We start from the raw sequence: 26538 nt of genomic DNA, 5'->3' as shown, positions 1-26538 counted from the left end.
AGGATGGGCCCGTGCCGCCCGCAGAAGTCCCGGATGACGTCCTCGCCACGCCGTTCACGGACCACCTGCTCCGCAACGCCGGCGAAGACCGCCCCGCGTTCACCTGCCGCACCTTCCCCGGACCGGCCGACCACACGCTGACCTGGCCGCAGCTGCTCGCCCGCGTCCGCGGGGTCGCCCGCGAGCTGCGGCGCCGCACCCGGCCGGGCGACCGGGTGGCGATCGTCGCGCGGCAGGACCTCGGCTACGTCACCGGGTTCCTCGGGACGCTCTACGCGGGGCGGATCGCGGTGCCGTTGTCGGTCCCGACCGGCCGCACCGGCCGCGCGCGGATCGACTCGGCCTTCGCCGACGCCTCCCCGGCGGTGTGCCTCACGTCGAAGGACCTGGCCGGCCAGGTCCCGCCCACCACCGTGCTGGTCCTCGACGACATCCAGCCCGACGAGACCGAGCCGCCCGCCGCGGTGGCGATGACCGATCCGGCGTACCTGCAGTACACGTCCGGCTCGACGCGCCGTCCGGCCGGCGCGGTGATCTCGCACCGGGCGCTGGTGGCCGCCTGCTGGCAGACCACGCGGTGCTACCGCGCCGACGCGTCCACCCCGCTGGCCGGCTGGGTGCCGTTCTTCCACGACATGGGCCTGGTCCTGCTCATCGGCACGCCCGTCTTCCTCGGCTCGCGGTCGGTCTTCTTCACGCCGATGGAGTTCGTGCGCGACCCGCTGCGCTGGGTCCGGCTGCTGGCCGAGCTCCCGGGCGTCGTCACGGCCGCGCCGAACTTCGCCTTCGACCTGGCGGCCGAAGCGGCGGGGGAGCTCGAAGCCGTCGACCTCTCGCGGGTGAACTCGCTGCTCAACGGCAGCGAGCCGGTCCGCCCCGCCACCGTCGAGGCCTTCGAGCGGGCCTTCGCCCCCTTCGGGCTGCCGCGGGCCGCGCACAAGCCGTGTTACGGGCTGGCCGAGGCGACGGTGTTCGTCACGAGCGCGGGCGACGAGGGGCCGACGATCACGGCGTTCGACGGCGAGCCGCGCGTGTCGGTGGGGCGGCCGTACGGCCAGCGGATCCGCATTGTCGACAAAGAGATCCAGGTGTCCGGGCCGAACGTAGCCGACCGCTACTGGGGCCGGGACGACGTGCTCGCCCCGGACGGCTGGCTGCGCACCGGCGACCTCGGCTTCGTCCACGACGGCGAGCTGTACGTCACCGGGCGGCTGAAGGACCTGATCATCGTCGACGGCCGCAACCACCACCCGCAGGACATCGAGGCCACCGTCGAGGCCGCGCACCCGGGTGTCCGGCGGGTCGCCGCGTTCGCCGTGCGGGACGGCCACGGCGAAGGCGTCGCGGTCGTGGCCGGGTGCGTCACCCGGGACGAGTCGGTCGAGACGGCCGTGCGGCGGGCCGTGTCCGCGGCTCACGACCTCCCGCTGCGGGCCCTGTGGCTGGTGCGGCCGGGCGAGGTGCCGCGGACCTCCAGCGGCAAGGTGTCCCGCGCCGCGGCCCGCGAACGCTGGTGGGGTGAGAATGGGCGCCATGAGTGACCCGGGGGCCTACGTCGACGAGATCCGGCGGATCGTCGGCTTCGCGCTGGAGATCCCGCCCGAGCGGCTCAGCGACACCACGCCGTTCGACGACCTCGGCCTGACGTCCCGGCAGCGGATCCAGCTGCTGTCCCGGGTCGAGGTGACCTACGGCGTCTCGGTCGACATCGACGAGCTCGACCGGCTGGTCGACATCCGCGGCGTCGCCGAGGTGATCTCCGAGGCGGTCGCCGCGCAGCGCGCCGGCGGGTGAGTCCCGGGCGGGTGCACTTCGCGGAAGCGCAGGTCCGGCGTCCGGGCGGACGCTAGACTCTGTGTGCATCTGCGACGGCACCGAACGGTGTCCGGGCGCGTCACAGTCCCGGAACGTCAGCGCGGAGTGCGGGATCGAAGGGGGCAGCGACCATGCCGAACGGCTACGAAGCGAGTTCGGAGGCGATGACGCGGGCGCAGATCCGCCTGGCGGACGTCGCCGACGACCCGGCCAACGAAGCGAAGAAGGTCGCGCCGACCGAAATCATCGCGGGGGACTTCGGTCGCGTGCACCAGGAGAGTTTCGGCAAGTACAAGGCCGGGATGGACGAGATCGGCGCGGGCATGACCGGGCTGTCGAACGCCCTGCTCAACCTGGGCAGCGGGATCGGGTCGGCCGGCGCCAAGTACACCGCGCAGGAAGCGAACGCCGGCGCGACGGCGAACCAGGCCGGGGGTAACCGCTGATGGCCGAATGGGCTGAGATCAAGAAGGTCCTCGACGACCCGAACGTCTCGATGGAAGCCAAGTCCAAGCTGATGGAGGAGTACAGCGAGGACACGGTCAACTTCAACGAAGAAGAAGAGGCGTACGCCGCCAAGTACATCGAGAACTACACCGACAGCGTCAGCTTCAACGACGACTGGCTGCCGGGTTCGTCGTCCGACGTCGACGAAGCGCTGAAGGAAGCGCAGCAGGAAGCGGCGGCGAAGAAGCAGGAACACGAGCGCGACACCGCCGCGCGGGACCAGGCGAAGAAGAACCTCGACGGCATCGGCACGCCGACGCTGGGGGCCGGCGCGAAGAGTTCCGACGAGCAGCTCGACCAGGGCAACGTCGCCGTCGACATGCTGGCGAAGTGGACCGACGAGGTCTGGAACCAGATCAAGGGCGACAACCCGAAGAAGGATTCCCAGAAGGAGCTCAAGGACAAGTTCCACGAGAACCGCGGGATCCAGTACCAGAAGTTCCTCGGCGACGCCGACGATCTGAGCAAGGCGCACAAGGTCGTCGAGGACGCGCTGACGAAGAGCGACACCGAGCTCCAGACCCTCTTCGACGCGTGGAAGGGCAAGGGCGCCAACGCGGCGGAGATCAAGTACGACGAGACGATCAAGCCGCACGCCAAGGAGCTGTCGGCGCAGATCGACGGCGCGGCGAAGCTGATCCCGCAGACCGTCACGCACGTCTTCGACGCCGTCAAGAAGAAGGTCGACGAGGTCCTGCAGCTGCACCGCCCGGTGATCGCCGAGGCCGACATCCCGATGGCCAAGGACGTCCTCAAGGTCGCCAACGGCGAGACCGAGGAATTCGACGACTTCATGAAGGTCGCCGGCTGGATCGACGCCGTGAACGCCAAGCACGGCAACAATTCGAACCTCGCCGAGCGCCTGCAGAACGACGACGGCTGCTTCAACGACGAGAACATCACTTACGGCCGGAACGTCTGCCGCTACTGGCGTGACGGGGCCTTCTCGACCGAGTACCGGAGCCTGATCGCCGCGTTCGACGGGTCCTGCAAGGCCGCCAAGGACACGATCGATCAGCAGTTCGGCGCGCTGGCGCGGTTCATGGACGGCTACCGCAACCAGCTCACCGAGGCCAAGAACGAAGGCGGCGGCGACCAGACCGGGAACACCGGCAACACGGGGAACACCGGGAATACCGGCAACACCGGGAACACGGGCACCGGCAGCACGGGGAGCACCGGCACCGGGAGCACGGGCAGCACCGGCAGCGGCTCCACGACGCCGTCGGCGGCCGAGCCCCCGAAGGCCGAGGAGCCCGCGAAGCCCGAAGAGGGCAAGAACCCGATCACCGGCAAGCCCCTGGAGGTCGACCCGTCGACCGGCGAGCCGTACCCGATCGACCCGAAGACCGGCGAAGCCATCAAGGACTCCGGCGACACGGACACGGTGTCGGTCAAGAAGGGCGACAACACGATCACGATGTCCGAGCCCGACAAGGAGGGCAAGCAGGACATCTCCGTGGACGACGGCCAGGGCCACAAGAAGGACTACCACCTCGACTGGGGTGACGACGACAAGGCCAAGGACGGTGCGGGCAAGGACGCCGCCGCCGACGGGGACAAGGCGTCCTTCGGGCCGCAGGGCAGCCAGCAGGCGGTCAAGGAAGGGCAGCCCTCGGCCGACGGCTCCTACAAGCTCGGCCCGGACGGCAAGATCCACATCCAGGACGGCAACCTCAAGATCACCGCGGAGCGGCCCGAGGGCCCGGACGGCCCGACGATCGTGACGGTCGACGACGGCAAGGGCGAGCCGACCACCTACACCCTGGACGAGAAGGACGACCCCAAGGCCGGGGACCTCAAGGCGGACGGCCTCAAGGCGGACGTCAAGCCGGTGGCCGTCGGCGCGGACATCCCGCACGACGCGAACGCCGAGTCCCCGCTGACGAAGGACCCCGCGCCGCCGAACCCCGACCCGGGTTTCACTCGCAGCGAGGGGGCCGGCGGATTCACCGCGCCCGGCGGCTTCGAGGGCGACCTCGGGGGCGGGGGCAGCGTCGGGGCCGAGCCCGCGGTGGCGACCGCCGACGCGGGTGCCGGCGCCGGTGCCGGTTCCGCCGCGGACGCGACCACGACGGCCGGCGCGAGCAACTTCGGCTCGGCCGTCACCGGTGGCGGGTCGCCGGACTTCGCCGGGGCCGTCTCGCTCGACCCGGGCGCCCAGACGGGCAGCGACGCCTCGCTCCCGATGTCCGACGGCGGCGGCGGGCTCGGCGCGACCCCGGTCGACGCCGGCCTGCACCAGGCGGCCGCGAGCTCGTCGGGCATGAGCGGCATGTCCGGCATGGGCGGCATGGGGATGATGGGCGGCATGGGCGGCGCGCCGGGCGGTGGCGGCGGCGACCAGCAGCGCGGGCCGAGCCAGTACCGCATCGAGGGCGGCGTGTTCGAGACCAGCGGCGCGAAGGGCCGGATCAGCGGCTCGCTCGACGACGAGGGTGACCGTTCGATCCGGTACGACCGGTGACGAGGGCCGAGGAGGGCCGATGAGCAGCGCCGAAGACCGGTATCGCGCGGCGATCTCGACGATGGACGCGGCGGCGCGGGAGCAGGACGAGCAGCGCGGGCTGCGCGAACGCCGGCTCGCCGAGGCCCAGCAGCAGGTGCGCGAGGGCATGCGGCAGGAGCTGGCCGCCGCGCAGAAGTACGCCGAGCACATGGACGAGCTCAACAAGCGCAAGCAGAGCGCGGGTGGCTGGGCGACGGAGAAGACGCTGGCCGACAAGTCCCGCGAGTCGCTGATGGAGTTCGGCGTCCACGACGAAGAGGCGGACACCGGCTACACGAACTACCCGACGCCGAGCTACGGAACCCCGGCCGCGGCGGCCCCGCCGCGCCCGGAACCGGCGCCGGAACCCCCGGCCGCGCCCGAACCGCCCCGGCGGGGGAGGCACGCGCGTCAGCCGGACGACGAGGACGACTTCTCCAGCACGAGCTGGCTGGTCTGACCCCGGGCCCGCCTGCGTCAGTGGGCGGGCTCTTCCTCGCGCTCGATGGGGGCGCGCTTGACGTCCGCCTCGAGCAGCGGCCGGTACTTGTCGGTGCCGGTGAGGTGCGTCAGGAAGAAGGCGGTGAACAGCGCGCGCGTGAGCTGCTGCGTCTTGCGGTGCGGCTTGCCGTGCATGAACAGCTGTGACCAGTGCCGGCCCTCGGTGACACCCAGGTGGGACGCCTTGCCGAGGAACCGCAGCTGCACGTCGTCGCCACCCCAGGCCCCGGCGATCGCCTCGGCGTGCGCCACGGCGGGGGCGACCAGATCGTCCTCGGCGGCGAGGTGCAGGCCGGGAACGGTGATCGCCTTGGCCGACTCGGTAGCCGGCGGGAGCGTCTGAGCCGCGGTGATGGTGGCGACGGCCTTGATCTTCTTGCTCCCGGCTTCCTGCGCCGCGGCCAGGACGGCGGACCCGCCACCGGTCGAGTGCCCGGCGAGGCCGAGCTTGGCGGGATCGACGCTGATGCCGTCCGGCCCGAGCCGCACGGTGGTGACCACGTCGAGCGTGGTCAGCAGATCGGCGGCGAGCAGCCGGTGCGAGGGCAGGGGACCTTTCTGCGTGGCCGGCGCGGCGGCGACGATGCCCCAGCTGGCGAGGTGCCGCAGCAGCTCCCGGTACCGATCGGGCGGCTGCAGCCACCCGTGCCCGAAGGCGACGGCGGGCAGCCCGAGCCCGGCGCGCGGCGTGAAGACCACGCCGGGCAGCCCGACCAGGGCGAGGTTGCCCCGCAGGACCTCGTGCGGACCCGGGTGCGTCAACTCCGCGAGCAGCTGCTTGGGCTTGCTGGCCATGCGGGGAACCCTACTGTGCGAGCCCACCCCCGGCTCGCCCGCTGCCCACCCACGCATCCCCGTGTCGTCCATCCAGGTACGCGTGTCGTCCGCCCACGTACGCGTGTCGTCCGTCCGGGAACGTCCGGGCGCGTGGCATTGGTTCGAACCACCCCGGCTGTATTCCCGCAGGTCGGAGGCCGTGAGCCCACCCCGTCAACCCGCTGAATGTCCCTCGTTAGGCTGGTGCGCGTGTGTGGAATCGTGGGATATGTCGGGCACCGCCCGGCTCTGGACGTCGTCCTCGGTGGGCTCCGGCGCATGGAGTACCGCGGTTACGACTCCGCCGGTGTCGCGGTCCTCGACGGCGCCGGCGCGCTGACCGTCGAGCGCAAGGCCGGCCGGCTGGCCAACCTGGAGACCCGGCTCGACGAGGTCGGCCGCGAGCACTTCGGCGGGACCGCCGGCATGGGGCACACCCGCTGGGCCACCCACGGCGCCCCGATCGACCGCAACTCGCACCCGCACCGGGACGCCTCGCAGCGCGTCGCCGTCGTGCACAACGGCATCATCGAGAACTTCGCCGCGCTGCGCGCCGAGCTGGAAGCCGACGGCGTCGAGATGGCCAGCGACACCGACAGCGAGACCGCCGCGCACCTCATCGCCCGCGCTTACACCGAAGGCGACACCAAGGGCGACCTCACCGCCAGCGTCGCCGCCGTCTGCCGGCGGCTCGAAGGGGCGTTCACCCTGGTCGTGACGCACGCCGACCAACCGGACACGATCGTCGCCGCGCGCCGGTCGTCGCCGCTGGTCGTCGGGGTCGGGGACGGCGAGCACTTCGTCGCCTCCGACGTCGCCGCCTTCATCGAGCACACCCGCGAGGCCGTCGAACTCGGGCAGGACCAGCTCGTCGTGATCACCCGCGAGGGCTACGACGTCCTGGACTTCCACGGCGACGCTGCCCAGGCCAAGCCGTTCACCGTGGACTGGGACCTGAGTGCCGCCGAGAAGGGCGGCCACGAGTACTTCATGCTCAAGGAGATCGAGGAGCAGCCCGAGGCGCTGGCCAACACGCTGCGCGGCCACTTCGAGTCCGGCCGGATCATCCTCGACGAGCAGCGCATCTCCGACCAGGACCTCCGCGACGTCGACAAGGTCTTCGTCGTCGCCTGCGGGTCGGCCTACCACTCCGGCCTGGTCGCCAAGTACGCCATCGAGCACTGGACGCGGCTGCCGGTCGAGGTCGAGCTCGCGAGCGAGTTCCGCTACCGCGACCCGGTCCTCGACCGGGACACGCTCGTCGTCGCCGTCTCCCAGTCCGGCGAGACGGCGGACACGCTCGAAGCCGTCCGGCACGCGCGCGAGCAGAAGGCCCGCGTCCTCGCCGTCTGCAACACCAACGGCGCGCAGATCCCGCGCGAGTCCGACGCCGTCCTCTACACCCACGCCGGGCCCGAGATCGGCGTCGCCTCGACCAAGGCGTTCCTCGCCCAAATCGCGGCCAACTACCTGGTCGGCCTGGCGCTCGCGCAGGCCCGCGGCACGAAGTACCCGGACGAGGTCGCGCGCGAGTTCGCCGAGCTGGAGGCCATGCCCGCGGCCGTCCAAAAGGTACTGTCCACTGTGGAGCAGGTGCGCGATCTCGGCCGCCGCATCGCCGACTCCAAGGCCGTCCTCTTCCTCGGCCGCCACGTCGGTTTCCCGGTCGCCCTCGAAGGTGCGCTGAAGCTCAAGGAACTCGCGTACATGCACGCCGAGGGCTTCGCGGCCGGCGAGCTCAAGCACGGCCCGATCGCGCTGATCGAGGACGGCCTGCCGGTCGTCGTCGTGATGCCCTCGCCCAAGGGCCGCGCGGTGCTGCACTCGAAGCTCGTGTCGAACATCAGCGAGATCCAGGCCCGCGGTGCCCGCACGATCGTGATCGCCGAAGAGGGTGACGAGACGGTCCGGCCGTTCGCCGACGAGCTCATCGAGGTCCCCGCGGTGCCGACGCTGCTCCAGCCGCTGGTGTCCACCGTGCCGCTGCAGGTGCTCGCCGCGGAGATCGCCCGCACCCGCGGGTACGACGTCGACAAGCCGCGTAACCTGGCGAAGTCCGTCACAGTCGAGTAAGCGGAGGCCCCGCCGTGCAGGGAATCTGGACCACGGAACGGATTCGCGAGGCGGAGGGGCGGGCGTTCGCCGTCACGCCCGAGGGCGAGCTGATGCGGCGGGCGTCGTTCGGGCTCGCGGTGCAGATCGCGGACCTCCTGGAGGACCACACCGGCGGCGTTTCCGGCCGCCGGGTCGTCCTGCTGGCCGGCTCCGGCGACAACGGCGGCGACGCGCTCTGGGCCGGGGCGTTCCTGCGCCGCCGCGGGGTCGCGGTCACGGCCGTGCTGCTCAAGCCCGAAAAGGCACACGCAAAAGGTCTGGCTGCGCTCAAGCGCGCGGGCGGCCGCGCGGTGTCCGCCGCGGACGGTCCACAGTGGATCGCCAAAGCGGACGTCGTGGTCGACGGGATCGTCGGCATCTCCGGCCGCGGCCCCCTGCGTCCCGACGCAGCCCGGCTGGTCGATCTGGTCGAGGCCCCGATCGTCGCGGTCGACCTGCCCAGCGGTGTCGACCCGGACACCGGCGCGGTCGACGGCCCCGCCGTCAAAGCCACCCGCACGGTGACCTTCGGCGCGCTCAAGCCGGTCCACGCGCTCGCGCCCGCCCACTGCGGCGAGGTCGTCCTCGTCGACATCGGCCTCGACCTGGCCAACCCCGATCTCCGGCGCCTCGACATCGTCGACGTCGCCGCGGCCTGGCCGGTGCCCGGGCCGGAGGACGACAAGTACAGCCAGGGCGTGGTCGGCGTCGCGGCGGGCTCGGCGACGTACCCGGGCGCGGCGGTGCTGGCCGCGGGCTCGGCCGTCCGCGCGACCTCGGGTCTCGTGCGCTACGCGGGCCACGCGGCGGACGTCGTCCGCGCGCAGTGGCCGGAGGTCATCGCCACCGGCACGGTCGCCGACGCGGGCCGGGTCCAGGCGTGGGTGGTCGGGCCGGGCATCGGCACCGGCGCGGAGGGCCGGGACGTGCTCCGCCACGTCCTCGGCCAGGGCGTCCCGGTCTGCGCGGACGCCGACGCGACGACGATCATCGCGAAGTCCCCGGACGTCCTGGACGCCCGCGACCCGGACACCCCGCTGGTCCTGACCCCGCACGCGGGCGAGTACGAGCGCCTGATGGGCCGGAAGCCCGGCGCGGACCGCGTGACGGCGGCGCGCGAAGCGGCGAAGAAGTACGACGCGGTCGTGCTGTTGAAGGGCCACTGCACGGTGATCGCCGCCCCGGACGGCCGGGTCGCGGTCAACACCCCGCGCGGCGCCTGGCTGGCCACGGCGGGCTCCGGTGACGTCCTGTCCGGCCTGGTCGGTGCGCTCCTGGCGGCGGGGCTGGACCCCTGGCTGGCCGCGGCTGCCGCGGCGAACGTGCACTCGCTGGCGGGCGCGATCGCCGCCCAGAACGCCCCGACCTCGGCGTCGGGCCTGGTCCACGCGATCCCGGAGGCCATCCGGGCCATTCGCTCGCTAACGTCCTGAGAAGACTTATCGAGTTCTCTGTTAACTTCGCGCGATAAATCTGGTAAGAAGTCCGTGTGAGCGGCGGCACAGGAGCACCCGGAGACCGGAAGACCCGGCCGTCCGATGCCGTCGTCGAGCAGCGGCGGCAGGACATCCTCGACCACGTCATCGAGCAGGGTGAAGCCCGGATCGACGACCTGACGTCGAAGTTCAAGGTCAGCCTGATGACCATCCACCGCGACCTCGACGACCTGGCCGAACGCCGGCTCCTGCGCAAGCTGCGCGGCAAGGTCGAGGCCTACCCGGCGCTCACCATCGAGTCCGCCGCCCGCTTCCGCGACACGCTCCACCACGGCGAGAAGGAAGCCCTCGGCCAGGCCGCCGCGAACCACGTGCAGCCCGGCCAGACCGTCTTCGTCGACGACTCCACGACCCTCCTCCCGCTGGTCAAGCGGCTCGCCGAGATCGACGCCCTCACCGTCGTCACCAACTCGCTGCACGCCGCCCGGCTGCTCGGACCCAAGGTCGAAGTCGTCCTCGCGGGCGGCCGCTACAGCCACGAGTACGACTCCTGCGCCGGCCCCGAGGTCCTGAACCTGCTCGACTCCATTCGCGCGGACGTCTCGTTCGTCTCGGTCACGGCCGTCGCCGTCGGGCGCCTCTTCCACCCCGACCGCGACTACGCCGAGCTGAAGAAGGCCGCGCTGAAGGTCGCGAACCAGACCGTCCTCGTCGTCGACCACTCGAAGTTCGGCCGCACCGCCACCTACGCGCACGGCGACGTCGGCGACTACGACCTGCTGATCACGGGCCAAGCCACGCCCACCGAGGAGATCGAGGCCGCGCTCAACGCGGGCACCGCGATCGAGATCGTCGAACACGTCGCAGAGGGGCAGCCCTATGACAGCTGAACTGGTCGCCGGCATCGACTCGTCCACCCAGTCGACCAAGGTCGTCGTGTGCGACGCGCAAACCGGCGAGATCGTCCGCACCGGCCGCGCGCCGCACCCCGACGGCACCGAGGTCGACCCCGCCGCCTGGTGGGACGCCTTCCGGGAAGCCACGAACGGCGTGCTCGACGGCGTCCGGGCCATCGGCGTCGGCGGCCAGCAGCACGGCATGGTCACCCTCGACGAAAACGACGACGTGGTCCGGCCCGCGCTGCTCTGGAACGACACCCGCTCCGCGCAGGCGGCGCTCGACCTGATCGAAGAGCTCGGCGGGCCATCGGCCTGGGCGAAGTCCGTCGGCTCGGTGCCGGTCGCCAGCTTCACCGTCACGAAGCTGCGCTGGCTGGCCGAAAACGAGCCGAAGCTCGCCGACCGCGTGGCGCGCGTGCTGCTGCCGCACGACTGGCTGACCTGGAAGCTCACCGGCGGCGACCCGGTCACCGACCGCGGCGACGCCTCCGGCACCGGCTACTTCTCGCCGACCGACAACGCCTACCGCCTCGACGTCCTGAGCCACGCCTTCGGCGGCCGGACGCCGGAGCTGCCCACCGTGCTCGGCCCGGCCGACACCGCCGGCCACACCCCGGACGGCGTCCTGGTGTCCGCCGGCACCGGCGACAACATGGCCGCCGCGCTGGGGCTGGAGCTCAAGCCCGGTGACGCCGTCGTCTCGCTCGGCACCAGCGGCACCGTGTTCGGCGTCGCCGAGACCGGCGCGGCCGACGTCAGCGGCGAGGTCGCCGGGTTCGCCGACGCCACCGGCCGCTTCCTCCCGCTCGCCTGCACCCTCAACGCCGCCCGCGTCCTCACCGCGACGGCCGCGATGCTCGGCGCGACGCTCAGCGAGTTCGACCGCCTCGCCCTGACCGCCGAGCCCGGCGCCGGCGGGCTGACCTTCCTGCCGTACCTGGACGGCGAGCGCACCCCGAACCTGCCCGGCGCGACCGGTTCCCTGGCCGGGCTGACGCGGGACAACATGACCCCGGAGAACCTCGCGCGCAGTGCCGTCGAAGGCATGCTCTGCGGCCTGGCCGCCGGCCTCGACGCCGTGCGCGCGCACGGTCTCGACGTCCAGCGCGTGCTGCTGATCGGCGGGGGCGCGCAGTCGCGGGCCGTCCGCGCGGTCGCGCCACTGGTCTTCGGGGTGCCCGTGCAGCTGCCCGAAGTCGCCGAGTACGTCGCGCTCGGCGCGGCCCGGCAGGCGGCGTGGGCGCTGGCTTCCAGTGCGGAACCCCCGTCCTGGCAGGAGAACCAGAAGCTCCGGCTCGAGCTGGACGAGCCGACCGAGGCGCAGCGCGCCGCGGGCCACCGGATCCAGCAGCGCCACCTCGAAGCCCGCGAAGCGGCTTACGGGGTCCGGCGGAATCTCGGAGAGGACTGACCGATGGCTTCCATCACCTACGACAAGGCCACCCGCCGCTACCCGGGTGCCGAGCGGCCCGCCGTCGACGCGCTGGACCTGGAGATCGCCGACGGCGAGTTCCTCGTGCTGGTCGGCCCGTCCGGCTGCGGCAAGTCGACCAGCCTGCGCATGCTGGCCGGCCTCGAGGACATCGACGACGGCGCCGTCTGGATCGGCGACCGCGACGTCACCCAGCTGCCGCCGCGCTCACGCGACATCGCGATGGTGTTCCAGAACTACGCGCTGTACCCGCACATGACGGTCGCGCAGAACATGGGCTTCGCGCTGAAGATCGCCGGGCGGCCCGCGTCCGAGATCAAGCAGAAGGTCCTCGAAGCCGCGAAGCTGCTGGACATCGAGCAGTACCTCGACCGCAAGCCGAAGGCGCTCTCCGGTGGTCAGCGCCAGCGCGTCGCGATGGGCCGCGCGATCGTGCGTGAGCCGCAGGTGTTCCTGATGGACGAGCCGCTGTCGAACCTCGACGCCAAGCTGCGTGTCTCGACGCGTACGCAGATCGCCGCGCTCCAGCGCCGCCTCGGCGTCACCACCGTGTACGTGACGCACGACCAGGTCGAGGCCATGACGATGGGTGACCGCGTCGCGGTGCTGTCGGACGGCCTGCTGCAGCAGTGCGACACCCCGCGCGCGCTGTACGACAAGCCCGCAAACGCTTTCGTCGCGGGCTTCATCGGCTCGCCGGCGATGAACCTGGTGACCGCGAAGCTGACGGCGGACGGCGCCGAGCTGGGCGGCGGCAGCGTGGCCCTGACCCGCGAGGTCATCGCCGCGGCCGACGGCGACACGGTGACCCTCGGCTTCCGGCCAGAGTCCCTCGAGGTGGTCAGCGAAGGCGCCGACTCGGTGCCGATCAAGGTGGACCTGGTCGAGGAGCTCGGCTCGGACGCGTACGTCTACGGCAAGCTGGCCGAGACCGACGCCGAGGGCACGAAGTCCAACATCGTCGCCCGCGTCGACCCGCGCACGCCGCCGGCCATGGGCGACACCATCCACCTGCGGATCCGGCCGGACGAGCTGCACGTGTTCTCCGCCACGTCCGGGGCGCGCCTGCCCTGACCTCGGGACATGGGAAACTGGAAGGCGCTATGTCTTCCAGTTTCCCGCGGGCCCAGGTCGACATCGACCTCGACGCGATCCGCCACAACCTCACCCTGCTGGGCGCCCGCGCGCCCGGCGCCCAGGTGATGGCCGTGGTGAAGGCCGACGCCTACGGCCACGGCGCGCTGCCGGTGGCGCGCGCCGCGGTCGAGGCCGGCGCGTCCTGGCTGGGCACCTGCTCGCTCGGCGAAGCCCTCGCCCTCCGCGAAGCCGGCATCGGGACCCGGCTGTTCAGCTGGCTGGACACCCCGGACGTCGACTTCGCGGCGGGCGTCGAAAACGACGTCGACCTCGCCGCCAGCTCGCTGGGTGAGCTTCGCCGCATCGCCGCGGCCGCGAAACCGGGTACCCGGGCGCGTGTGCACCTCAAAATCGACACCGGGCTCTCGCGCAACGGCTGCCCGCCCGCCGCGTGGGCCGAACTGGTCGAAGCGGCGGCCGCCGAACCGCGGGTCGAGGTCGTCGCGATCTGGTCCCACCTCGCGTGCGCGGACGAGCCGGACCACCCGGCCACCGACCAGCAGGCCAAGCGCTTCGCCGACGCCTACGACGCCGCCCGCGCGGCCGGGCTCGATCCGATGCGGCACCTGGCGAACTCCGCGGCCCTGCTCACCCGGCCCGACCTGCACTTCGACGTCGTCCGGCCCGGCATCGCGATGTACGGGCTCAACCCGGTGCCCCAGCCGGAAGACCTGCGCCCGGCCATGACGTTCCGCTCCGCGGTCGCGCTGGTCAAGCGCATCGAAGCCGGCGAATCGGTGTCCTACGGGCACACCTGGACCGCCGCCAGGGACACGAACCTGGCGCTCGTCCCGGCCGGGTACGCCGACGGTGTCCCGCGGTCGTTGTCCGGACGGATGGACGTCTGGCTCGGTGGGCAGCGGCGGCCGGTCGCCGGGCGGGTCTGCATGGATCAGCTGGTGGTCGACTGCGGCGACTACGAACCGGCCGTCGGCGACGAGGTTGTCCTGTTCGGGGCCGGGACGCACGGGGAGCCGACCGCCCGGGAATGGGCCGACAAGCTCGGCACCATCGACTACGAGATCGTCACCTCGATGTACCGCCCGCGAGTGCGGCGCCGGTATCTGGGGGAACGCGGGTGACACCTTCACGACGACTGCTGGCCATCGCCGGCGGGGTCGGGGCTCTGGCCACCGGCACCGCCGCCGCCGCTATCGTCGCCGCGCAGCAGCGGCGGCATAATGAGGATCCGTACGTGGACGAGCCGCTGGGGGAGCTGAAGCCCGACCGCACTTCGACGGTCGCGGCCGAGGACGGCACGCCGCTTTCGGTCGAGGAGATCGACCCGGAGGACGGCGGCGAACCGGAACTGACCGTCGTGGGAGTGCACGGCTTCGCGCTTTCGCGGCGTTGCTGGCACTTCCAGCGCCGCGACCTGGCGAAGCTGCGGCTGCCGCGCGTGCGTCAGGTGTACTACGACCACCGCGGCCACGGCCTGTCCGGTGCGGCTTCTGCCGAGACGTCGACCATCGAACAGCTGGCGCGCGACCTCGACTGCGTGCTGCGGTCCGTGGTGCCCGAGGGGCCCATCGTGCTGATGGGGCACTCGATGGGCGGCATGGTCATCATGGAGCTGGCCGCCGAGTTCCCCGAGCTGTTCGAAGACCGCGTGTGCGGGGTCGCCTTCATCGCGACGGCGGCGGGCGAAGTCGGGGCACGCGGGTTGCCGCGTTCGCTGCTCTCGAAGTACAACCCGCTGACACGCGCCGCCGGTGGCCTCGCGGGTTGGCAGCCGGGGCTGGTGGAGTTCGTCCGCGCGGCCGGCGGCCAGTTGACGCGGCAGGCCGTGCGGCGGCTGGCGTTCGGCAGCCGCGACGTCGCGCCCCGGCTCGTCGACTTCATGCTCGAGATGCTGGAAGTGACGCCGGTGCGCGGGCTCGTCAACTTCGTCGACACGCTCGGCAGCCACAACCGCTACGCGGCCCTGGCCGGCCTGAAGCACGCGGAAGTGCTGGTCATCGGCGGCGACTCGGACCGGTTCACGCCGTTCGCGCACGCCGAGCGGATCGCGGCCGAGCTGCCCGACGCGGAGCTGGTCCGCGTCCGCGGCGCCGGCCACATGGTCCAGCTCGAGCAGCCCGAGCTGGTGAACAGCCATCTGATCGATCTCCTGCAACGCTGTTCCGGTGTGGACGGCGAATCCTCGTCCCGGCGAACCTGGTGGTGGCAGCGTTGAGTTTCGTGTTCCCGACCCCCGACGACACGATGGACTTCGGGCGCGCGCTCGGCCGCGTGCTGCGCGCGGGCGACCTGGTCCTGCTGGCCGGCCCGCTCGGCGCGGGCAAGACGACGCTGACCCGCGGCATCGCGGACGGCCTCGGCGTCGGCGGCCGGGTGAGCAGCCCGACGTTCGTGCTGGCCCGCGTCCACCCGGCGGGCGCTTCGGGCGTGCCGCTGGTGCACGTGGACGCGTACCGCCTCGGCGGCGACCTGTCCCAGCTGGACGACCTGGACCTGGACACCGACCTCGAGCGCTCGGCGATCGTGGTCGAGTGGGGCGAGGGTTCGGCCGAGCGCCTCTCGGAGGACTACCTGGTGGTGCGCCTGGACCGCCGCGAGGACGACGTCCGCGAGGTGACGCTCGAACCGCACGGTACCTGGGCCGACCGGGTTCCGGACCTGGTGCGGGCGTAGGTCCGCACCAGGTCCCTGCGCTCAGCCGCCGTTGTACTGCTGGTAGGCCGGGGCCCGGAACGTCCGGGCGCCGGCGCCCGCGATCTTGTCGACCGCGCGCAGGAACTTCGGCCCCATCTTCGCGGTGGCCTGCCGGACCGGGTGCGTGGCCCCGAAGTCCTCCGGGTTCGCCTGGCCGTGCGCGAACATCGAGTAGGTCAGCACCGGCTTGCCCGCGGCGTCGAACATGATCCCGGCCTCGTTGCGGCCGTCGTTCAGCCAGCCCGCCTTCGTGGCGATCCTCGCCCGGTCCACGGACGACATCTCCCGGCGGATCCCGTCGGTGAACGCCACCTGCGACCGCAGGATGGACAGCAGGTAATCCGTCGACGCCGCGCTCAGCAGGGTGCCCGCGACCAGCGCCTGCAGCAGGTCGTGGGTCTCGCGCGGAGTGGTCTGGCCGAGGAAGTAGCGGTTCGGGTTGGCCACCGGCGTCACCTGGGTCTTGGGGAAGCCCTTGGCCACCAGGATCTGGTTGATCTCGGCCGCCGGGACCACGAGCCCCACCAGCCGGACGCACGTGTCGTCCGAAACCGTGAGGAAGAGCGACAGGACGTGGCCCAGCGTGAACGCGCTCGGGTACGCCTTGTCCAGGATGATGATGCCGTCACCACCCGGCACGACGATGCTCTCCGGCACCTGGACCTGCTGGTCCAGGGTGAGCAGACCGCGGTCGATCTTGTCCATCAAGGTGACCGCGACTGCCACCTTGTTGACGCTGTACGCCTCGACGACCTCGTCGGACGCCACGTCCACGGCCGCTTGGCCGGCCACGCTGATGTAGGAGTTCCAGATGCCGCCCGCCTCGGCCGCCGCGGCGTCGTAGACGCGCTTCACCTTCTGCCTGGCCCGGTCCGGTGTGGCCGGGCTGGCCTCGATGTCTGCTTCCTGCGCGGACGCGGGAGAGCCGGCCAGAATGCTTCCGGCGGCGACGGCGGTCCCCAAACCGAACGCCGCCCGCCTGTTGAGTCGATACCCCATCGCAAGATCCAACCACGGATCGACGCGGGTGCTAACCCCCTTCGACACTCACGACCGCGCGCGCGACGCCCAAGTCCACGAGGTCCTGGGGCCGCAGGTGCAGCTGGTTGGCGATGTCCGGCACCTCTTCGGGCGGGCGCTTGAGGATTGCCGCCGCGGCTTCCGGGGACGTCACCGAGAAGTACGCGTCCGGCGCCACCCACGTCGAGCCCGCCGCGGCGAAGGCCAGTGCGCCGCCCGAGCCGCCTTCGCCGATCACCAGGGTCGTCACCGGGACCGACGCCGTCGCCACCGCCCGGAACAGCTCCGCGATCGCGCCACCGACCCCCGCCTGCTCGGCCGCCGCGTCGTTCGCCGCGCCCGGGGTGTCGACCAGCGTCAGCACCGGGATGCCCAGGCGGGACGCCAGCCGCACCAGCCGGGCGGCCGTCCGGAAGCCGGACGGCAACGTCGGCGTGCCGCACTGGGCCGCGTAGGCGATCGTCCGGCCGTCGCGCCAGCCGAAGCCGCACGCGACACCCGGGTCCGCGCCGCCGACGCGGTCGCCGCTGATGTCCTCCCGCCAGTCGAAGTAGGCGTCGAGGTATTCGGCCGCCCGGGCCCGCTCCGGCGAACGCGCCGCCTGAACCGCCTCCCAGCCCGTTTCCGGAAGCGGAGCGGGCCGCAGCGCGGTGGGCGGCGGTGCCGCGGCCGAGGACCGCGCGGTCAGCAGCCGCAGCCACCGCTCCAGCGTCACGCCGAGGTCCTCCGGCGCCACGACGGCGTCGACCTGACCCCAGCCGAGGTGCGCCTCCGCGGTGTACGCCTCCGGCGAGCCCGGCGGCCGCACCCGCGAGCCCGCGAAGCCGACCTGCGCCTCCGGCAGCGCGAGGACGACGTCGGCGCCCGCGCCGAGCGTCGCCCAGCCGCCGCCGGTCGTCGGGTCGCGCAGCACCGAGATCTGCGGGATGCCCACCGAGCGCGTCAGCGCCGACGCCCGCGCCACCCGCTGCAGCTGCATCAACGCGCGCATGCCCTGCTGCATGCGGCTGCCACCGGTCGCGATCAGCGACACCACCGGCAGCCGCACGTCGCGGGCGTGCGCGAACGCGGCCTCGATCCGGTCGCCCGTGCGCTGCCCGAGCGAGCCGCCGAGGAACCCGAACTCGAAGGCGATCAGCACGGCTTCGACGTCGCCGATCTTCGCCGTCCCGCAGACGACCGACTCCTTCTCGCCGGTGCGGTCTTCCGCGGCGGAACGCGCTTCCCGGTAGCCCGGCCAGCCGATCGGGCCGTCGGCGGGTTCTTCGCGCAGCGGCGTGGCGAACTCCGTGAACCCGTTCGCGATCGCGCCGACGACCTCGCGCGCCGGCAGCCTAGGCACCGAGGGCCCGCTTCATGACCTTGCCCATGTCGTTGCGCGGCAACGCATCCAGGTACCGGACCACCCGTGGGCGCTTGTGCGGCGCGAGCAGCTTCGCGACGTGGTCGGAGAGTTCCTCGGCCGCCGGAGGCTCGCCCGAGGGCACGATCCACGCGACGATCCGCTCGCCGAGGTCGTCGTCCGGCTCGCCGGTGACCGCCGCTTCGGCGACGCCGGGGTGCTCGAGCAGCGCGTTCTCGATCTCGCCCGCGCCGATCTTGTAGCCACCGCTCTTGATCAGGTCGGTGGCCTTGCGCCCGACGATCTTCACGTACCCGTCGGCGTCGCGCGTGGCCATGTCGCCGGTGCGGAACCAGCCGCCGTCGAACGCGGCCGCGGTCGCGTCCGGCCGGTTGAGGTACCCGGTGAACAGGTTCGGGCCGCGGACCTGGATCTCGCCGACGCTCTCGACGTCGTCGAGCACCTCGCCGGCGTCGCCGACCAGCCGCAGCTCGACCCCCCGCAGCGGCACGCCGACGGTGCCGGGCTTGCGCTCGCCGTCCGCGCGGACGCTGGTGTTCATCAGCGTCTCGGTCATGCCGTAGCGCTCGACGACCTGCTGGCCGGTCGCCGCGGTGATCCGCTGGTGGTCGTGCACCGGCAGCGCCGCGGACCCGGAAACCAGGAGCCGCGCCTTCCGGAGCGCTTCGGCCAGCGCGGCGTCGGAGCCGACCTCGCCGGCGATCCGGTGGTACATGGTCGGGACGCCGAACATCATCGTGGCGCCGTTCGCCAGCTCGCGTGCGACGCCCTCGGTGGAGAACCGGCCGAGGTGGCGCACCGAACCGCCGCGGCGCAGCGGGCCGAGGATGCCGAGGATCAGCCCGTGCACGTGGAAGAGGGGAAGCGCGTGCACGAGGACGTCGTCGGCCGTCCAGCCCCAGGCGTCCTCCAGGGCGTCCAACGTTGTCGCGAGCGCGCGCCGGGGGAGCACGACGCCCTTCGGCGGCCCGGTGGTGCCCGAGGTGTAGACGATCAGCGCGGGCGACTCGGCGTCCGGTTCGTCCGCGATCGGCGCTTCCCCGCCGGTCAGCGGGATGTCCTGCCGGGGCAGTGCGGACAGGCCGGACGGCAGCTCCACGCCGGGTTCGGCCAGGACGAGCGCCGGTTCGCTGTCGGCGAGGATGTGGGCGAGCTCGCGTTCGCCGATCTTCGGGTTGAGCGGCACCGCCGGCACCCCGGCGAGCAGCGCGGCGACGACCGCGACACTCGTGTGGAGGGTCGGCGTCGCCCACACCGCGACCCGGCCGTCCGGCAGGTCGCGGGCGAGACCGCCGGCGATGGCGGCGAGATCGTCGTAGGTCAGGGCGTGGTCGCCGAAGCGCAAGGCTTCCTTCGCGGCACCGGCGACGAGCGTGGGGAACAACGGGTCGGGCACCGCGGGGACCTCCCAGTGTCGGACTCCATCCGCACGTTACCGTGCCGATCCGTCCCCTGCAGCAAGCGGCCGAAGGCGCTGGTCGTAGGCTGGGACACCGTGTTGGTACTGGCGATCGATACCTCGACCCCGGCGGTCACCGCGGGCGTCGTCGCGCTGGACGGCGGCTTGGTCGAGACGCGCGGTGACCGTGTCACGGTCGACCCCCGCGCCCACGGAGAGCTGATCACGCCGCACGCGCTGGCTGCCGCCGAAGCCGCGGGCGTCACCCTCAAGGACCTCGACGCGATCGTCTCCGGCGTCGGGCCGGGGCCGTTCACCGGCCTGCGCGCCGGCATGGCCACCGCCGCCGCGCTCGGCTACGCGCTCGGCATCCCGGTGTACCCGGTCTGCAGCCTGGACGCGCTGGCCGCCGACGTCCCGCCGGGGGACAACGCTTTCCTCGTGCTGACCGACGCCCGGCGCCGCGAGGTCTACTGGGCCGCCTACGACGCGCAGGGGCGCCGCACCGACGGCCCGCACGTCCAGCGGCCCGCCGACCTCGGCACGGACATCGAGGTGGCGGCCGGCGACGGTGCTCTGCTGTACGCGGACGCGCTCGGCGTCCGGCCGGTCGAGCCGCGCTTCCCGTCGCCCGCCGGGCTGGTGAAGGTCGCGCAGGCCGCGTTGCTGGCGAAGGAGCCGCCGGGCCCGCTGACGCCGTTGTACCTGCGGCGCCCCGACGCCGCCGAGCCCGCGGCGCCGAAACGGGTGACCGCTCCGTGAGACTCGAGCCGCTGCGCCGCATGGACATCGCCCGGTGCGTGGAGATCGAGAAGATCCTGTTCCCCGGCGACGACCCGTGGAGCGCCCGCGCCTTCCACTCGGAGCTGGACGCGGGCAACTTCTACCTGGCCGCCCGCCCGGACGAGGGCGACGAGCTGCTCGGGTACGCCGGGCTGGCCGTCGTCGGGCGCCGCCGCGGCGAATACGAGGCGACCGTGCACACCATCGGCGTCGCGCCCGAGCACCAGGGCCAGGGCATCGGCAAGGCGCTGCTGCAGGCGCTGCTGGCGCGGGCCGACGAGTTCGAGGCACCGGTGTTCCTCGAGGTCCGCACGGACAACACGACCGCGCTCGGCCTGTACGAGCGCCACGGCTTCGAACGGCTCGGCATCCGGAAGCGCTACTACCAGCCTTCCGGCGCCGACGCGTACACGATGGTCCGCCCGGCGCGGACGCGAGACGGGGTGGCGGGCTGATGGCACGCATCATCATGGGCATCGAGAGCTCGTGCGACGAGACCGGCGTCGGCCTGGTCCGCCTGCACGACGACGGCACGGTCGAGCTGCTGGCCGACGAGGTGGCCTCCAGCGTGGAGCAGCACGCGCGGTTCGGTGGCGTGGTGCCCGAGGTCGCCAGCCGCGCGCACCTGGAGGCGATGGTCCCGACGACCGAGCGGGCGTTCGCCACGGCCGGGCTGTCGATGTCCGATGTGGACGCGATCGCGGTGACGGCCGGGCCGGGCCTGGCGGGCGCGCTGCTGGTCGGCGTCTCGGCGGCCAAGGCGTACGCGACGGCGCTGGACGTGCCGCTGTACGGCGTCAACCACCTCGCCGGGCACATCGCGGTGGACACGCTGCAGCACGGCCCGTTGCCGACGCCGTGCCTGGCGTTGCTGGTTTCCGGTGGGCACACGCAGTTGTTGCGCGTCGACGACATCGCGTCGTCGATCACCGAGCTCGGGTCCACTGTGGACGACGCGGCGGGGGAGGCGTACGACAAGGTCGCGCGGGTGCTGGGCCTGCCGTACCCGGGTGGGCCGCCGATCGACAAGGCGGCCAAGAACGGGAATCCGGCGGCGATCGCGTTCCCGCGTGGGATGACCGGCCCGCGGGATGCTGCGTTCGACTTTTCCTTCTCCGGTTTGAAGACCGCGGTGGCGCGTTGGGTGGAGGGTGCCGCGCGGCGGGGCGAGGAGATCCCCGTGGACGACGTCGCGGCGTCGTTCCAGGAGGCTGTCGCGGACGTGCTGACGGCCAAGGCGATTCGCGCGGCCGAGGAGCAGGGGATCGACACCATGGTGATCTCCGGTGGCGTGGCGGCGAATTCGCGTCTCAAGGAGTTGGCGGCGGAGCGGTGCGCGGCGGCGGGGATCTCGTTGCGGGTGCCTCGGCCGCGGTTGTGCACGGACAACGGTGCGATGATCGCGGCGTTGGGCGCGCATGTGGTGGCGGCGAAGCGCCCGACGGCGCCGTTGGAGTTCAGCGCCAACCCGGCGTTGCCGGTGAACGTGGTGTCGCTGTAGTTACTGGGAGGCCGAGGGTGAGCCGGCTTTCCCCGCCACCCCGAAGCCTGATTGTGACTACGGCCGACGGCGCCGCGTCAAGGCGGGAAAGCGTGCCTTGACCCGGCGCCGTCGGCCGTGTTGTGGCTTCGGATCGGGGTTGCGGGGGGTGTGGGTGTCGTGGTCCGGTTGGCGAGGCTGCCGCGGGCGGGTTGCCGTGCGGGGTATTGCCGTGGGGCGGGTTCGCGCTACGAAGCCGTCGCCGGGGCCACGGCCCGTACGCCCAGCAGTTCCTCGATCGCCGCCACCGCCAGCGCCGCCGCATTCCCCTGCCCGTAAGGGTTGCCCACCTGGGCCGGGCGCAACTCTCCGCTCAGCAGGCGCGCCGCCAGGTCCACGATCCGGGGCGTGTCCGTGCCCGCCAGCCACGCGCAGCCCGCCTCCACCACCTCCGCGCGCTCGGTCACGTCGCGCAGCACGACCACCGGGGTGCCGAACGTCGGGGCCTCCTCCTGGATGCCGCCCGAATCCGTCAGGACCAGGGAAGCCAGCCTCAGCGCCCGGACCAGGTCCGGGTACTCCAGCGGGTCCGTCACCGTCACCCGGGGGAGGCCGGCCAGCGCCGCCTCCACCTGGGCGCGGACCTGGGGGTTCGGGTGCGCCGGGAACAGCACCTGGACGTCCGGGTGCTCGGCCACGATCAGCTGGACCGCCGCCAGGGTGCGCTCCAACGGCTCGCCCCAGGACTCCCGGCGGTGGGACGTCACCAGCACCAGCCGCTCGCCGGCCTCCGCGAGTTCCATCTCCAGCAGCGCCAGGGCGGTGTCGCGGGCCGGCAGGTCGCGGGCCGCGATCTCCAGCACCGCGTCGACCACCGTGTTGCCTGTGACCGCGATCTGTTGCCGCGCAACGCCTTCCGAGCGCAACGCCGCCGCCGCGCCGAGGGTCGGGGCCAGGTGCAGCGCCGCGATGCGGGACACCATCTGCCGTGCGCCCTCCTCCGGGAACGGCGCCGCGAGGTCGTGCGTGCGCAGCCCCGCTTCCAAGTGGACCACCGGGATGCCCAGCCAGAACGCCGCCAGGGCGCCGGCGAGCGTCGTCGTCGTGTCGCCCTGGACGACCAGCGCCGCCGGGGAGTGGCGGCGCAGCGCGTCGTCGAGCGCCGGCAACAGGCCCGCCACCAGCTCGGCCTGGCTGCCCGTCACCCGCGGTGGCACGTCGAGCCACGCGTCCACGGCCAGCCCGAACGGCTCCAGGGCCTGCTCGACCATGCCCGGGTGCTGCCCGCTGTGGACCACCACCGGGCGCAGCACCGGATGCGCCGCCAGCGCCAGGGCCAGCGGCGCGAGCTTGACGGCTTCCGGCCGCGTCCCGGCCAGCAACATCACGTCCACCCCGCGTCGCCCCTTCTCCACATCACTCAGTGTCCAGCAAATTTCGACCCGCGGGGCCGCCGGCGTGCGAGGGGCACACGCCGGCGGCCCGCTTCCTCAATCCCGCGCCCGGGAGAGACGGCGGTTGCGGCGGTGGACGGCGATCAGCGCGACGGTCCCGAGCAGGACCAGCAGCACGCCGACGGCCAGCCACCACCCGATGTCGGCACCGGTGGCGGCGAGGGTCCCGACCCCGCCACCGGCCACGCCGACTCCGGCGCCCGGCATCTTGTACATCCGGACCTCGCTCAGGCCTGCGCGGAACGACGGCGGAAGATGCGCGTCCCGACCGGCACCGCGACGGCGCCGAGCAGGCCGAGCCCGATCCAGAGCCCGGCGCCGGACGCCAGCGGCATCGGCGGCGCGGCCGGGCCGCAGGTCGCCGACGACACGACCACGTCACCCGAGCCGAGCGCCTTGAGCCCGCCGCCGAGCAGCTTCACGTGGACGGCGTTCACGGTGAGGCTGCCGTCGGAGTTCTTCACCTGCTCGTTGAGGATGATCGTCGCGACGTTGAGGTCGCCGAGACCGACCTTGATCTGCGTGTTCGCCGCCGGGGCCGCGTCGACCGCGCCGACGCTGCCGAGGTTCGCGCCGACCAATTTCGTGCTGCCTTCGACACCCTTCTGCGTCGCGGTGCAGACGGCCTCGACGAGCTTGATGCCGACGTTGCCGAGCGCCGCCTTCAGCAGCGGCAGCCCGACGTCGGCGGTGCTCGCTTTCGCCGTCACCGCACCGGAATTCTCGTCGCGCTCGGCCTCGGTGTTGATCGCGCCGGCGGTGAGGACGCCCTTCAGGTCGACCTTCGCCAGGCTGCTGCTGGCCGGCCCCGCGGTGCTCGCGGCCGCGAACGGACCCGCCTTCACCGCTTCCTGGCCGAGCAGCTTGACGTCGACCTTGACGCCGTACGCGGACCCGTCGCCGGGGGCCGCCGAAGCGGGGGCCGCGCCGGCGAGCACGACGCTCGCCACGACCGCGGCGAGCAGGCCGCCGCGGCGCACGAGGGAGCTCTTCATCAAGTGGTCCTCCGAATTCGCTGGATTTATCCGGGGTGCGTGACGGCGGCGCGGATCGAACTCGCTGGCCTCGACTCGGCACGCGGATCGACTATCGCGAAGACCGCGCCGAATAGCACACATAATTTCCCGAATCACCGGATCGGGTAAGGCTTGCCGCTGTTTCCGCTGGTCGTTTTCGGCATCACTCGATCGGCGGAACAAGTTCGGCGAAGGTCCAGCCGATTGGGGCGGCGTTTCCACCCCTCCGGGTGGAAACGGGCGGCACACATGTCCTACGCTCGCCGGTGCCCGCAACTTGATCGGGAAATCGACACCGAGAGGAACGTCGTGGCGGTAGCGAGCGCTCCGAACTCAGGAATGGCACGGTTTCCGCTGGTCGCGGCGCTGGGTGCGCTGGCCGCCGCGGGGGTCGTGGTGGTGCTGGCCGAGCGGTTCTACCGCGAACTGGAAGTGCGGCTCGCCGGCGCCATCCTCGATCTGTTCACTACATCGGGTGGCTATGTGGTACCCGATCGGGAATCTGTTTACTTTGGGTTGACGAGCGCTGCTCCGTTCGGGTTGAGAATGACGCCGGAATGTTCGTCGGCGTTCCTTTTGCTCCCGCTGCTCGTTGTGACGATGGTCATGCTGTACTTCCGGCCGTCGAATGCGCGGCGCCTGTTCTTTTCGCTCGGCATTTCGGCGCTCGTCGTCGTACTGGTGAACCAGCTCCGCATTCTGACGATCGTCGGGCTCGTGCACGCCTTCGGCACCGACGAGGGCTACTACTGGGGCCACACGCTGCTCGGTTCGATGGTCAGCGTGTTCGGCGGCGCCGTTTCGATCGTCCTGTTCGTCTGGCTGGCCACGCGGAAGAAGAAGGCATGAGCGTCAAGGTCCTGCTGGCGATCACGCAGGCGTTCGCGCTGACCATGAGCGTGGCGTTCCTCGTCTACGTCGTGGTGATCGTGGTGCCGTACCTGCGCCGCAAGCCCGGCCCGGCCGGCGACCCGGACGGCTTCACCTGGCACTTCTTCGTGCCGTGCCGCGACGAGCAGACCGTGATCCGCGAAACCGTCCGCTACCTGCGGACGAACTTCCGCCGGGCGCACGTCTGGGTCGTCGACGACGACTCGGAGGACCGCACCGCCCGCGTGGTCCGGATGCTGTGGCGGCGCCACGGCGGCTACGACCCGTACCTGCACCTGGTCCCGCGCGTGCGCCCCGAAGCCCGGACCGGCAAAGGCGACGCGCTCAACGCGGCCTACCGCGCCCTCAACGACTGGATGGGCCCGGACGCGAGCCGCGACGACGTCGTCGTGGTGGTCGTCGACGCCGACGGCCGCCCGGCCCCGAACTGCCTCGAGGTCTGCGCGGCGGACCACCTCTTCGGCGACCCGGGGATCGGCGCGGTGCAGCTCGACGTGTGGATGGGCAACGCCGACACCCCGCCGCCGGGCCGCAACCCGGTGGGCCGCTGGTTCGGCCTGAAGCTCGCGCAGCTGCAGGACCTGGAGTTCCGCACGGCGATCGCGGCGATCCAGACGTCCCGCGGGTTCACCGGCACGATCTCCATGGGCGGCAACGGCCAGTTCACCCGCCTCACCGCGCTGGATTCGATCGCCGGCGACGCCGGGGAGCCGTGGCGTGGCTCGCTGCTGGAGGACTTCGAGCTCGGCGTCCACCTGCTCACCGCGGGCTGGCGCACCGGGTTCACCCCGGATTCCCACGTGTCGCAGGAAGGTCTGTACAGCCTGCGGCGGTTCCTCGTGCAGCGCACGCGGTGGGGCCAGGGCACCATGCAGTGCGCCCGGTACCTCCGGCGGATCTGGGATTCCCCGCACGTCAGCACGCTCGGCGCGGCGGAGATGATGTACTACCTGGCCCAGCCGTGGCTGCAGCTGCTCGGCTCGCTGCTGTACCCGATCCCGTTCGTCCTGCTGGTGGTGGGCACCGCGGGCGACCCGGCGCAGATGTGGACGTGGTTCACCGGCGGCGCCTGGATCCTGTTCGCCATCTACGGCTCGTTCGGGCTGCTGCCGTTCCTCGTCTGGGGCCCGATCTACCAGCTGAAGTGCTTGCGCAGCAAGAATATCCTGCGCGGGCTGGGGATGGGCTTCGCCTACGCCGCGTACATCTACACGTTCTACGTGACGTCGTGGCGCGCGTTGTTCCGGCTCGTCCGCGGGCGCAACGGCTGGGCGAAGACGCGCCGCAACACCGAGCAGGCGGCCGGGGTGAAGGTCGCGCTCGACGCGTGAGCGCGACCTCCACCGGAGCGG

25 protein-coding genes are annotated in these 26538 nt (G+C 72.2%); 18 read left to right on the top strand and 7 right to left on the bottom strand.

The features are described 5' to 3' along the window. The first annotated feature begins 11 nt into the window (after positions 1 to 11). The 5 genes from H5965_RS02590 to H5965_RS02570 all read left to right on the top strand — a co-directional run bounded on the left by H5965_RS02590 (position 12) and on the right by H5965_RS02570 (position 5270). Positions 12 to 1541 carry a fatty acyl-AMP ligase gene (locus H5965_RS02590; RefSeq protein ID WP_310967643.1) on the top strand — a complete coding sequence of 510 codons (1530 nt, stop codon included), beginning with the start codon at positions 12 to 14 and terminating at the stop codon, positions 1539 to 1541. Next, complete coding sequence (locus H5965_RS02585) at positions 1534 to 1794, top strand: acyl carrier protein (protein WP_310967641.1); 261 nt, start codon at positions 1534 to 1536, stop codon at positions 1792 to 1794. Before H5965_RS02590 ends, H5965_RS02585 begins: the two co-directional genes overlap by 8 nt. A 152-nt stretch (positions 1795 to 1946) precedes the next feature. Then, positions 1947 to 2261 carry a hypothetical protein gene (locus H5965_RS02580; RefSeq protein WP_310967640.1) on the top strand — a complete coding sequence of 105 codons (315 nt, stop codon included), beginning with the start codon at positions 1947 to 1949 and terminating at the stop codon, positions 2259 to 2261. Next, a complete protein-coding gene (locus H5965_RS02575) occupies positions 2261 to 4789 on the top strand; it encodes a hypothetical protein (RefSeq protein ID WP_310967639.1) in 2529 nt (842 codons plus the stop codon). Before H5965_RS02580 ends, H5965_RS02575 begins: the two co-directional genes overlap by 1 nt. A gap of 19 nt (positions 4790 to 4808) precedes the next feature. Next, positions 4809 to 5270, top strand: coding sequence for a hypothetical protein (locus H5965_RS02570; protein ID WP_310967638.1), 462 nt, complete (start codon positions 4809 to 4811; stop codon positions 5268 to 5270). A 17-nt stretch (positions 5271 to 5287) separates the two neighbouring features. Here H5965_RS02570 and H5965_RS02565 read toward each other — a convergent pair whose 3' ends face one another. Next, positions 5288 to 6106 (bottom strand): chlorophyllase/cutinase-like alpha/beta fold protein, encoded by an 819-nt coding sequence (locus H5965_RS02565; RefSeq protein WP_310967637.1) that lies wholly within the window; start codon positions 6104 to 6106, stop codon positions 5288 to 5290. 231 nt (positions 6107 to 6337) lie between these two features. On the opposite strand from H5965_RS02565, the gene glmS reads away from it, so the two are divergent. The 8 genes from glmS to tsaE are packed head-to-tail and all read left to right on the top strand — an operon-like array spanning position 6338 to position 15759. Beyond that, a complete protein-coding gene (glmS, locus tag H5965_RS02560; protein WP_310967635.1) occupies positions 6338 to 8200 on the top strand; it encodes a glutamine--fructose-6-phosphate transaminase (isomerizing) in 1863 nt (620 codons plus the stop codon). Positions 8201 to 8214: 14 nt separating this feature from the next. After that, the gene (locus H5965_RS02555; RefSeq protein ID WP_310967634.1) at positions 8215 to 9654 is read left to right on the top strand and encodes an NAD(P)H-hydrate dehydratase; all 1440 of its coding nucleotides are present in this window, start codon (positions 8215 to 8217) and stop codon (positions 9652 to 9654) included. A gap of 56 nt (positions 9655 to 9710) precedes the next feature. After that, a complete protein-coding gene (locus tag H5965_RS02550) occupies positions 9711 to 10547 on the top strand; it encodes a DeoR/GlpR family DNA-binding transcription regulator (protein ID WP_310967633.1) in 837 nt (278 codons plus the stop codon). Continuing rightward, positions 10537 to 11967, top strand: a complete 1431-nt coding sequence (gene xylB / locus H5965_RS02545) for a xylulokinase (protein WP_310967631.1) — start codon at positions 10537 to 10539, stop codon at positions 11965 to 11967. The genes H5965_RS02550 and xylB overlap by 11 nt, the downstream gene beginning before the upstream one ends. Before the next feature lie 3 nt (positions 11968 to 11970). Beyond that, the gene (locus tag H5965_RS02540; RefSeq protein ID WP_310967629.1) at positions 11971 to 13062 is read left to right on the top strand and encodes a sn-glycerol-3-phosphate ABC transporter ATP-binding protein UgpC; all 1092 of its coding nucleotides are present in this window, start codon (positions 11971 to 11973) and stop codon (positions 13060 to 13062) included. Between the two features lie 29 nt (positions 13063 to 13091). Beyond that, the gene (gene alr, locus H5965_RS02535) at positions 13092 to 14207 is read left to right on the top strand and encodes an alanine racemase (protein WP_310967628.1); all 1116 of its coding nucleotides are present in this window, start codon (positions 13092 to 13094) and stop codon (positions 14205 to 14207) included. After that, a complete protein-coding gene (locus tag H5965_RS02530) occupies positions 14204 to 15301 on the top strand; it encodes an alpha/beta hydrolase (protein ID WP_310967626.1) in 1098 nt (365 codons plus the stop codon). Before alr ends, H5965_RS02530 begins: the two co-directional genes overlap by 4 nt. Further along, a complete protein-coding gene (gene tsaE, locus H5965_RS02525; protein ID WP_310967625.1) occupies positions 15298 to 15759 on the top strand; it encodes a tRNA (adenosine(37)-N6)-threonylcarbamoyltransferase complex ATPase subunit type 1 TsaE in 462 nt (153 codons plus the stop codon). Before H5965_RS02530 ends, tsaE begins: the two co-directional genes overlap by 4 nt. A gap of 21 nt (positions 15760 to 15780) precedes the next feature. Here the strand turns inward: tsaE and H5965_RS02520 are convergent, their stop codons facing one another. The 3 genes from H5965_RS02520 to H5965_RS02510 form a co-directional block, all read right to left on the bottom strand. Beyond that, positions 15781 to 16743, bottom strand: a complete 963-nt coding sequence (locus H5965_RS02520) for a serine hydrolase (protein WP_310968480.1) — start codon at positions 16741 to 16743, stop codon at positions 15781 to 15783. A 67-nt stretch (positions 16744 to 16810) separates the two neighbouring features. Then, positions 16811 to 18142 (bottom strand): carboxyl transferase domain-containing protein, encoded by a 1332-nt coding sequence (locus tag H5965_RS02515; RefSeq protein WP_310967623.1) that lies wholly within the window; start codon positions 18140 to 18142, stop codon positions 16811 to 16813. Continuing rightward, a complete protein-coding gene (locus H5965_RS02510; RefSeq protein WP_310967621.1) occupies positions 18135 to 19559 on the bottom strand; it encodes an acyl-CoA synthetase in 1425 nt (474 codons plus the stop codon). The genes H5965_RS02515 and H5965_RS02510 overlap by 8 nt, the downstream gene beginning before the upstream one ends. A gap of 99 nt (positions 19560 to 19658) precedes the next feature. On the opposite strand from H5965_RS02510, the gene tsaB reads away from it, so the two are divergent. From tsaB to tsaD, 3 genes are read left to right on the top strand one after another with little or no spacing between them, the layout of a single operon-like run. Then, positions 19659 to 20324, top strand: coding sequence for a tRNA (adenosine(37)-N6)-threonylcarbamoyltransferase complex dimerization subunit type 1 TsaB (gene tsaB, locus H5965_RS02505; protein ID WP_310967619.1), 666 nt, complete (start codon positions 19659 to 19661; stop codon positions 20322 to 20324). Next, positions 20321 to 20800, top strand: coding sequence for a ribosomal protein S18-alanine N-acetyltransferase (gene rimI, locus H5965_RS02500; RefSeq protein ID WP_310967618.1), 480 nt, complete (start codon positions 20321 to 20323; stop codon positions 20798 to 20800). The genes tsaB and rimI overlap by 4 nt, the downstream gene beginning before the upstream one ends. Continuing rightward, on the top strand, positions 20800 to 21846 hold the full coding sequence (tsaD, locus tag H5965_RS02495; protein WP_310967616.1) for a tRNA (adenosine(37)-N6)-threonylcarbamoyltransferase complex transferase subunit TsaD: 1047 nt from the start codon (positions 20800 to 20802) through the stop codon (positions 21844 to 21846). The genes rimI and tsaD overlap by 1 nt, the downstream gene beginning before the upstream one ends. Before the next feature lie 227 nt (positions 21847 to 22073). Here tsaD and wecB read toward each other — a convergent pair whose 3' ends face one another. The 3 genes from wecB to H5965_RS02480 all read right to left on the bottom strand — a co-directional run bounded on the left by wecB (position 22074) and on the right by H5965_RS02480 (position 24274). Further along, a complete protein-coding gene (gene wecB, locus H5965_RS02490) occupies positions 22074 to 23219 on the bottom strand; it encodes a non-hydrolyzing UDP-N-acetylglucosamine 2-epimerase (protein ID WP_310968479.1) in 1146 nt (381 codons plus the stop codon). A gap of 96 nt (positions 23220 to 23315) precedes the next feature. Continuing rightward, entirely contained in the window at positions 23316 to 23495 is a 180-nt protein-coding gene (locus tag H5965_RS02485; RefSeq protein ID WP_310967614.1) for an LPXTG cell wall anchor domain-containing protein, read from the bottom strand. A gap of 11 nt (positions 23496 to 23506) precedes the next feature. Next, positions 23507 to 24274: a choice-of-anchor P family protein gene (locus tag H5965_RS02480; RefSeq protein ID WP_310967613.1), complete on the bottom strand. Its 768-nt coding sequence runs from the start codon at positions 24272 to 24274 to the stop codon at positions 23507 to 23509. Between the two features lie 360 nt (positions 24275 to 24634). Here H5965_RS02480 and xrtP point away from each other — a divergent pair, with 360 nt between their 5' ends. Beyond that, on the top strand, positions 24635 to 25144 hold the full coding sequence (xrtP, locus tag H5965_RS02475; protein WP_310968478.1) for an exosortase P: 510 nt from the start codon (positions 24635 to 24637) through the stop codon (positions 25142 to 25144). Further along, complete coding sequence (locus H5965_RS02470) at positions 25141 to 26517, top strand: glycosyltransferase family 2 protein (RefSeq protein WP_310967611.1); 1377 nt, start codon at positions 25141 to 25143, stop codon at positions 26515 to 26517. Before xrtP ends, H5965_RS02470 begins: the two co-directional genes overlap by 4 nt. Positions 26518 to 26538: the final 21 nt, after the last annotated feature.

This window comes from Amycolatopsis sp. 505 (genome assembly GCF_031625235.1).
Classification (GTDB): domain Bacteria; phylum Actinomycetota; class Actinomycetes; order Mycobacteriales; family Pseudonocardiaceae; genus Amycolatopsis.
The sequence above is the reverse complement of the archived record's forward strand: the minus strand, read 5'-3'. Positions and strand labels throughout refer to the sequence as shown.

What these genes read in the sequence shown, in the direction of transcription:
- H5965_RS02585 (WP_310967641.1), top strand. Translation starts at nt 1,534, where the DNA reads ATGAGTGACCCGGGGGCCTACGTCGACGAGATCCGGCGGATCGTCGGC.
- H5965_RS02580 (WP_310967640.1), top strand. Translation starts at nt 1,947, where the DNA reads ATGCCGAACGGCTACGAAGCGAGTTCGGAGGCGATGACGCGGGCGCAG.
- H5965_RS02575 (WP_310967639.1), top strand. Translation starts at nt 2,261, where the DNA reads ATGGCCGAATGGGCTGAGATCAAGAAGGTCCTCGACGACCCGAACGTC.
- H5965_RS02570 (WP_310967638.1), top strand. Translation starts at nt 4,809, where the DNA reads ATGAGCAGCGCCGAAGACCGGTATCGCGCGGCGATCTCGACGATGGAC.
- H5965_RS02565 (WP_310967637.1), bottom strand. Translation starts at nt 6,106, where the DNA reads ATGGCCAGCAAGCCCAAGCAGCTGCTCGCGGAGTTGACGCACCCGGGT.
- xylB (WP_310967631.1), top strand. Translation starts at nt 10,537, where the DNA reads ATGACAGCTGAACTGGTCGCCGGCATCGACTCGTCCACCCAGTCGACC.
- H5965_RS02540 (WP_310967629.1), top strand. Translation starts at nt 11,971, where the DNA reads ATGGCTTCCATCACCTACGACAAGGCCACCCGCCGCTACCCGGGTGCC.
- alr (WP_310967628.1), top strand. Translation starts at nt 13,092, where the DNA reads ATGTCTTCCAGTTTCCCGCGGGCCCAGGTCGACATCGACCTCGACGCG.
- tsaD (WP_310967616.1), top strand. Translation starts at nt 20,800, where the DNA reads ATGGCACGCATCATCATGGGCATCGAGAGCTCGTGCGACGAGACCGGC.
- H5965_RS02485 (WP_310967614.1), bottom strand. Translation starts at nt 23,495, where the DNA reads ATGTACAAGATGCCGGGCGCCGGAGTCGGCGTGGCCGGTGGCGGGGTC.
- H5965_RS02480 (WP_310967613.1), bottom strand. Translation starts at nt 24,274, where the DNA reads ATGAAGAGCTCCCTCGTGCGCCGCGGCGGCCTGCTCGCCGCGGTCGTG.
- xrtP (WP_310968478.1), top strand. Translation starts at nt 24,635, where the DNA reads ATGGCACGGTTTCCGCTGGTCGCGGCGCTGGGTGCGCTGGCCGCCGCG.
- H5965_RS02470 (WP_310967611.1), top strand. Translation starts at nt 25,141, where the DNA reads ATGAGCGTCAAGGTCCTGCTGGCGATCACGCAGGCGTTCGCGCTGACC.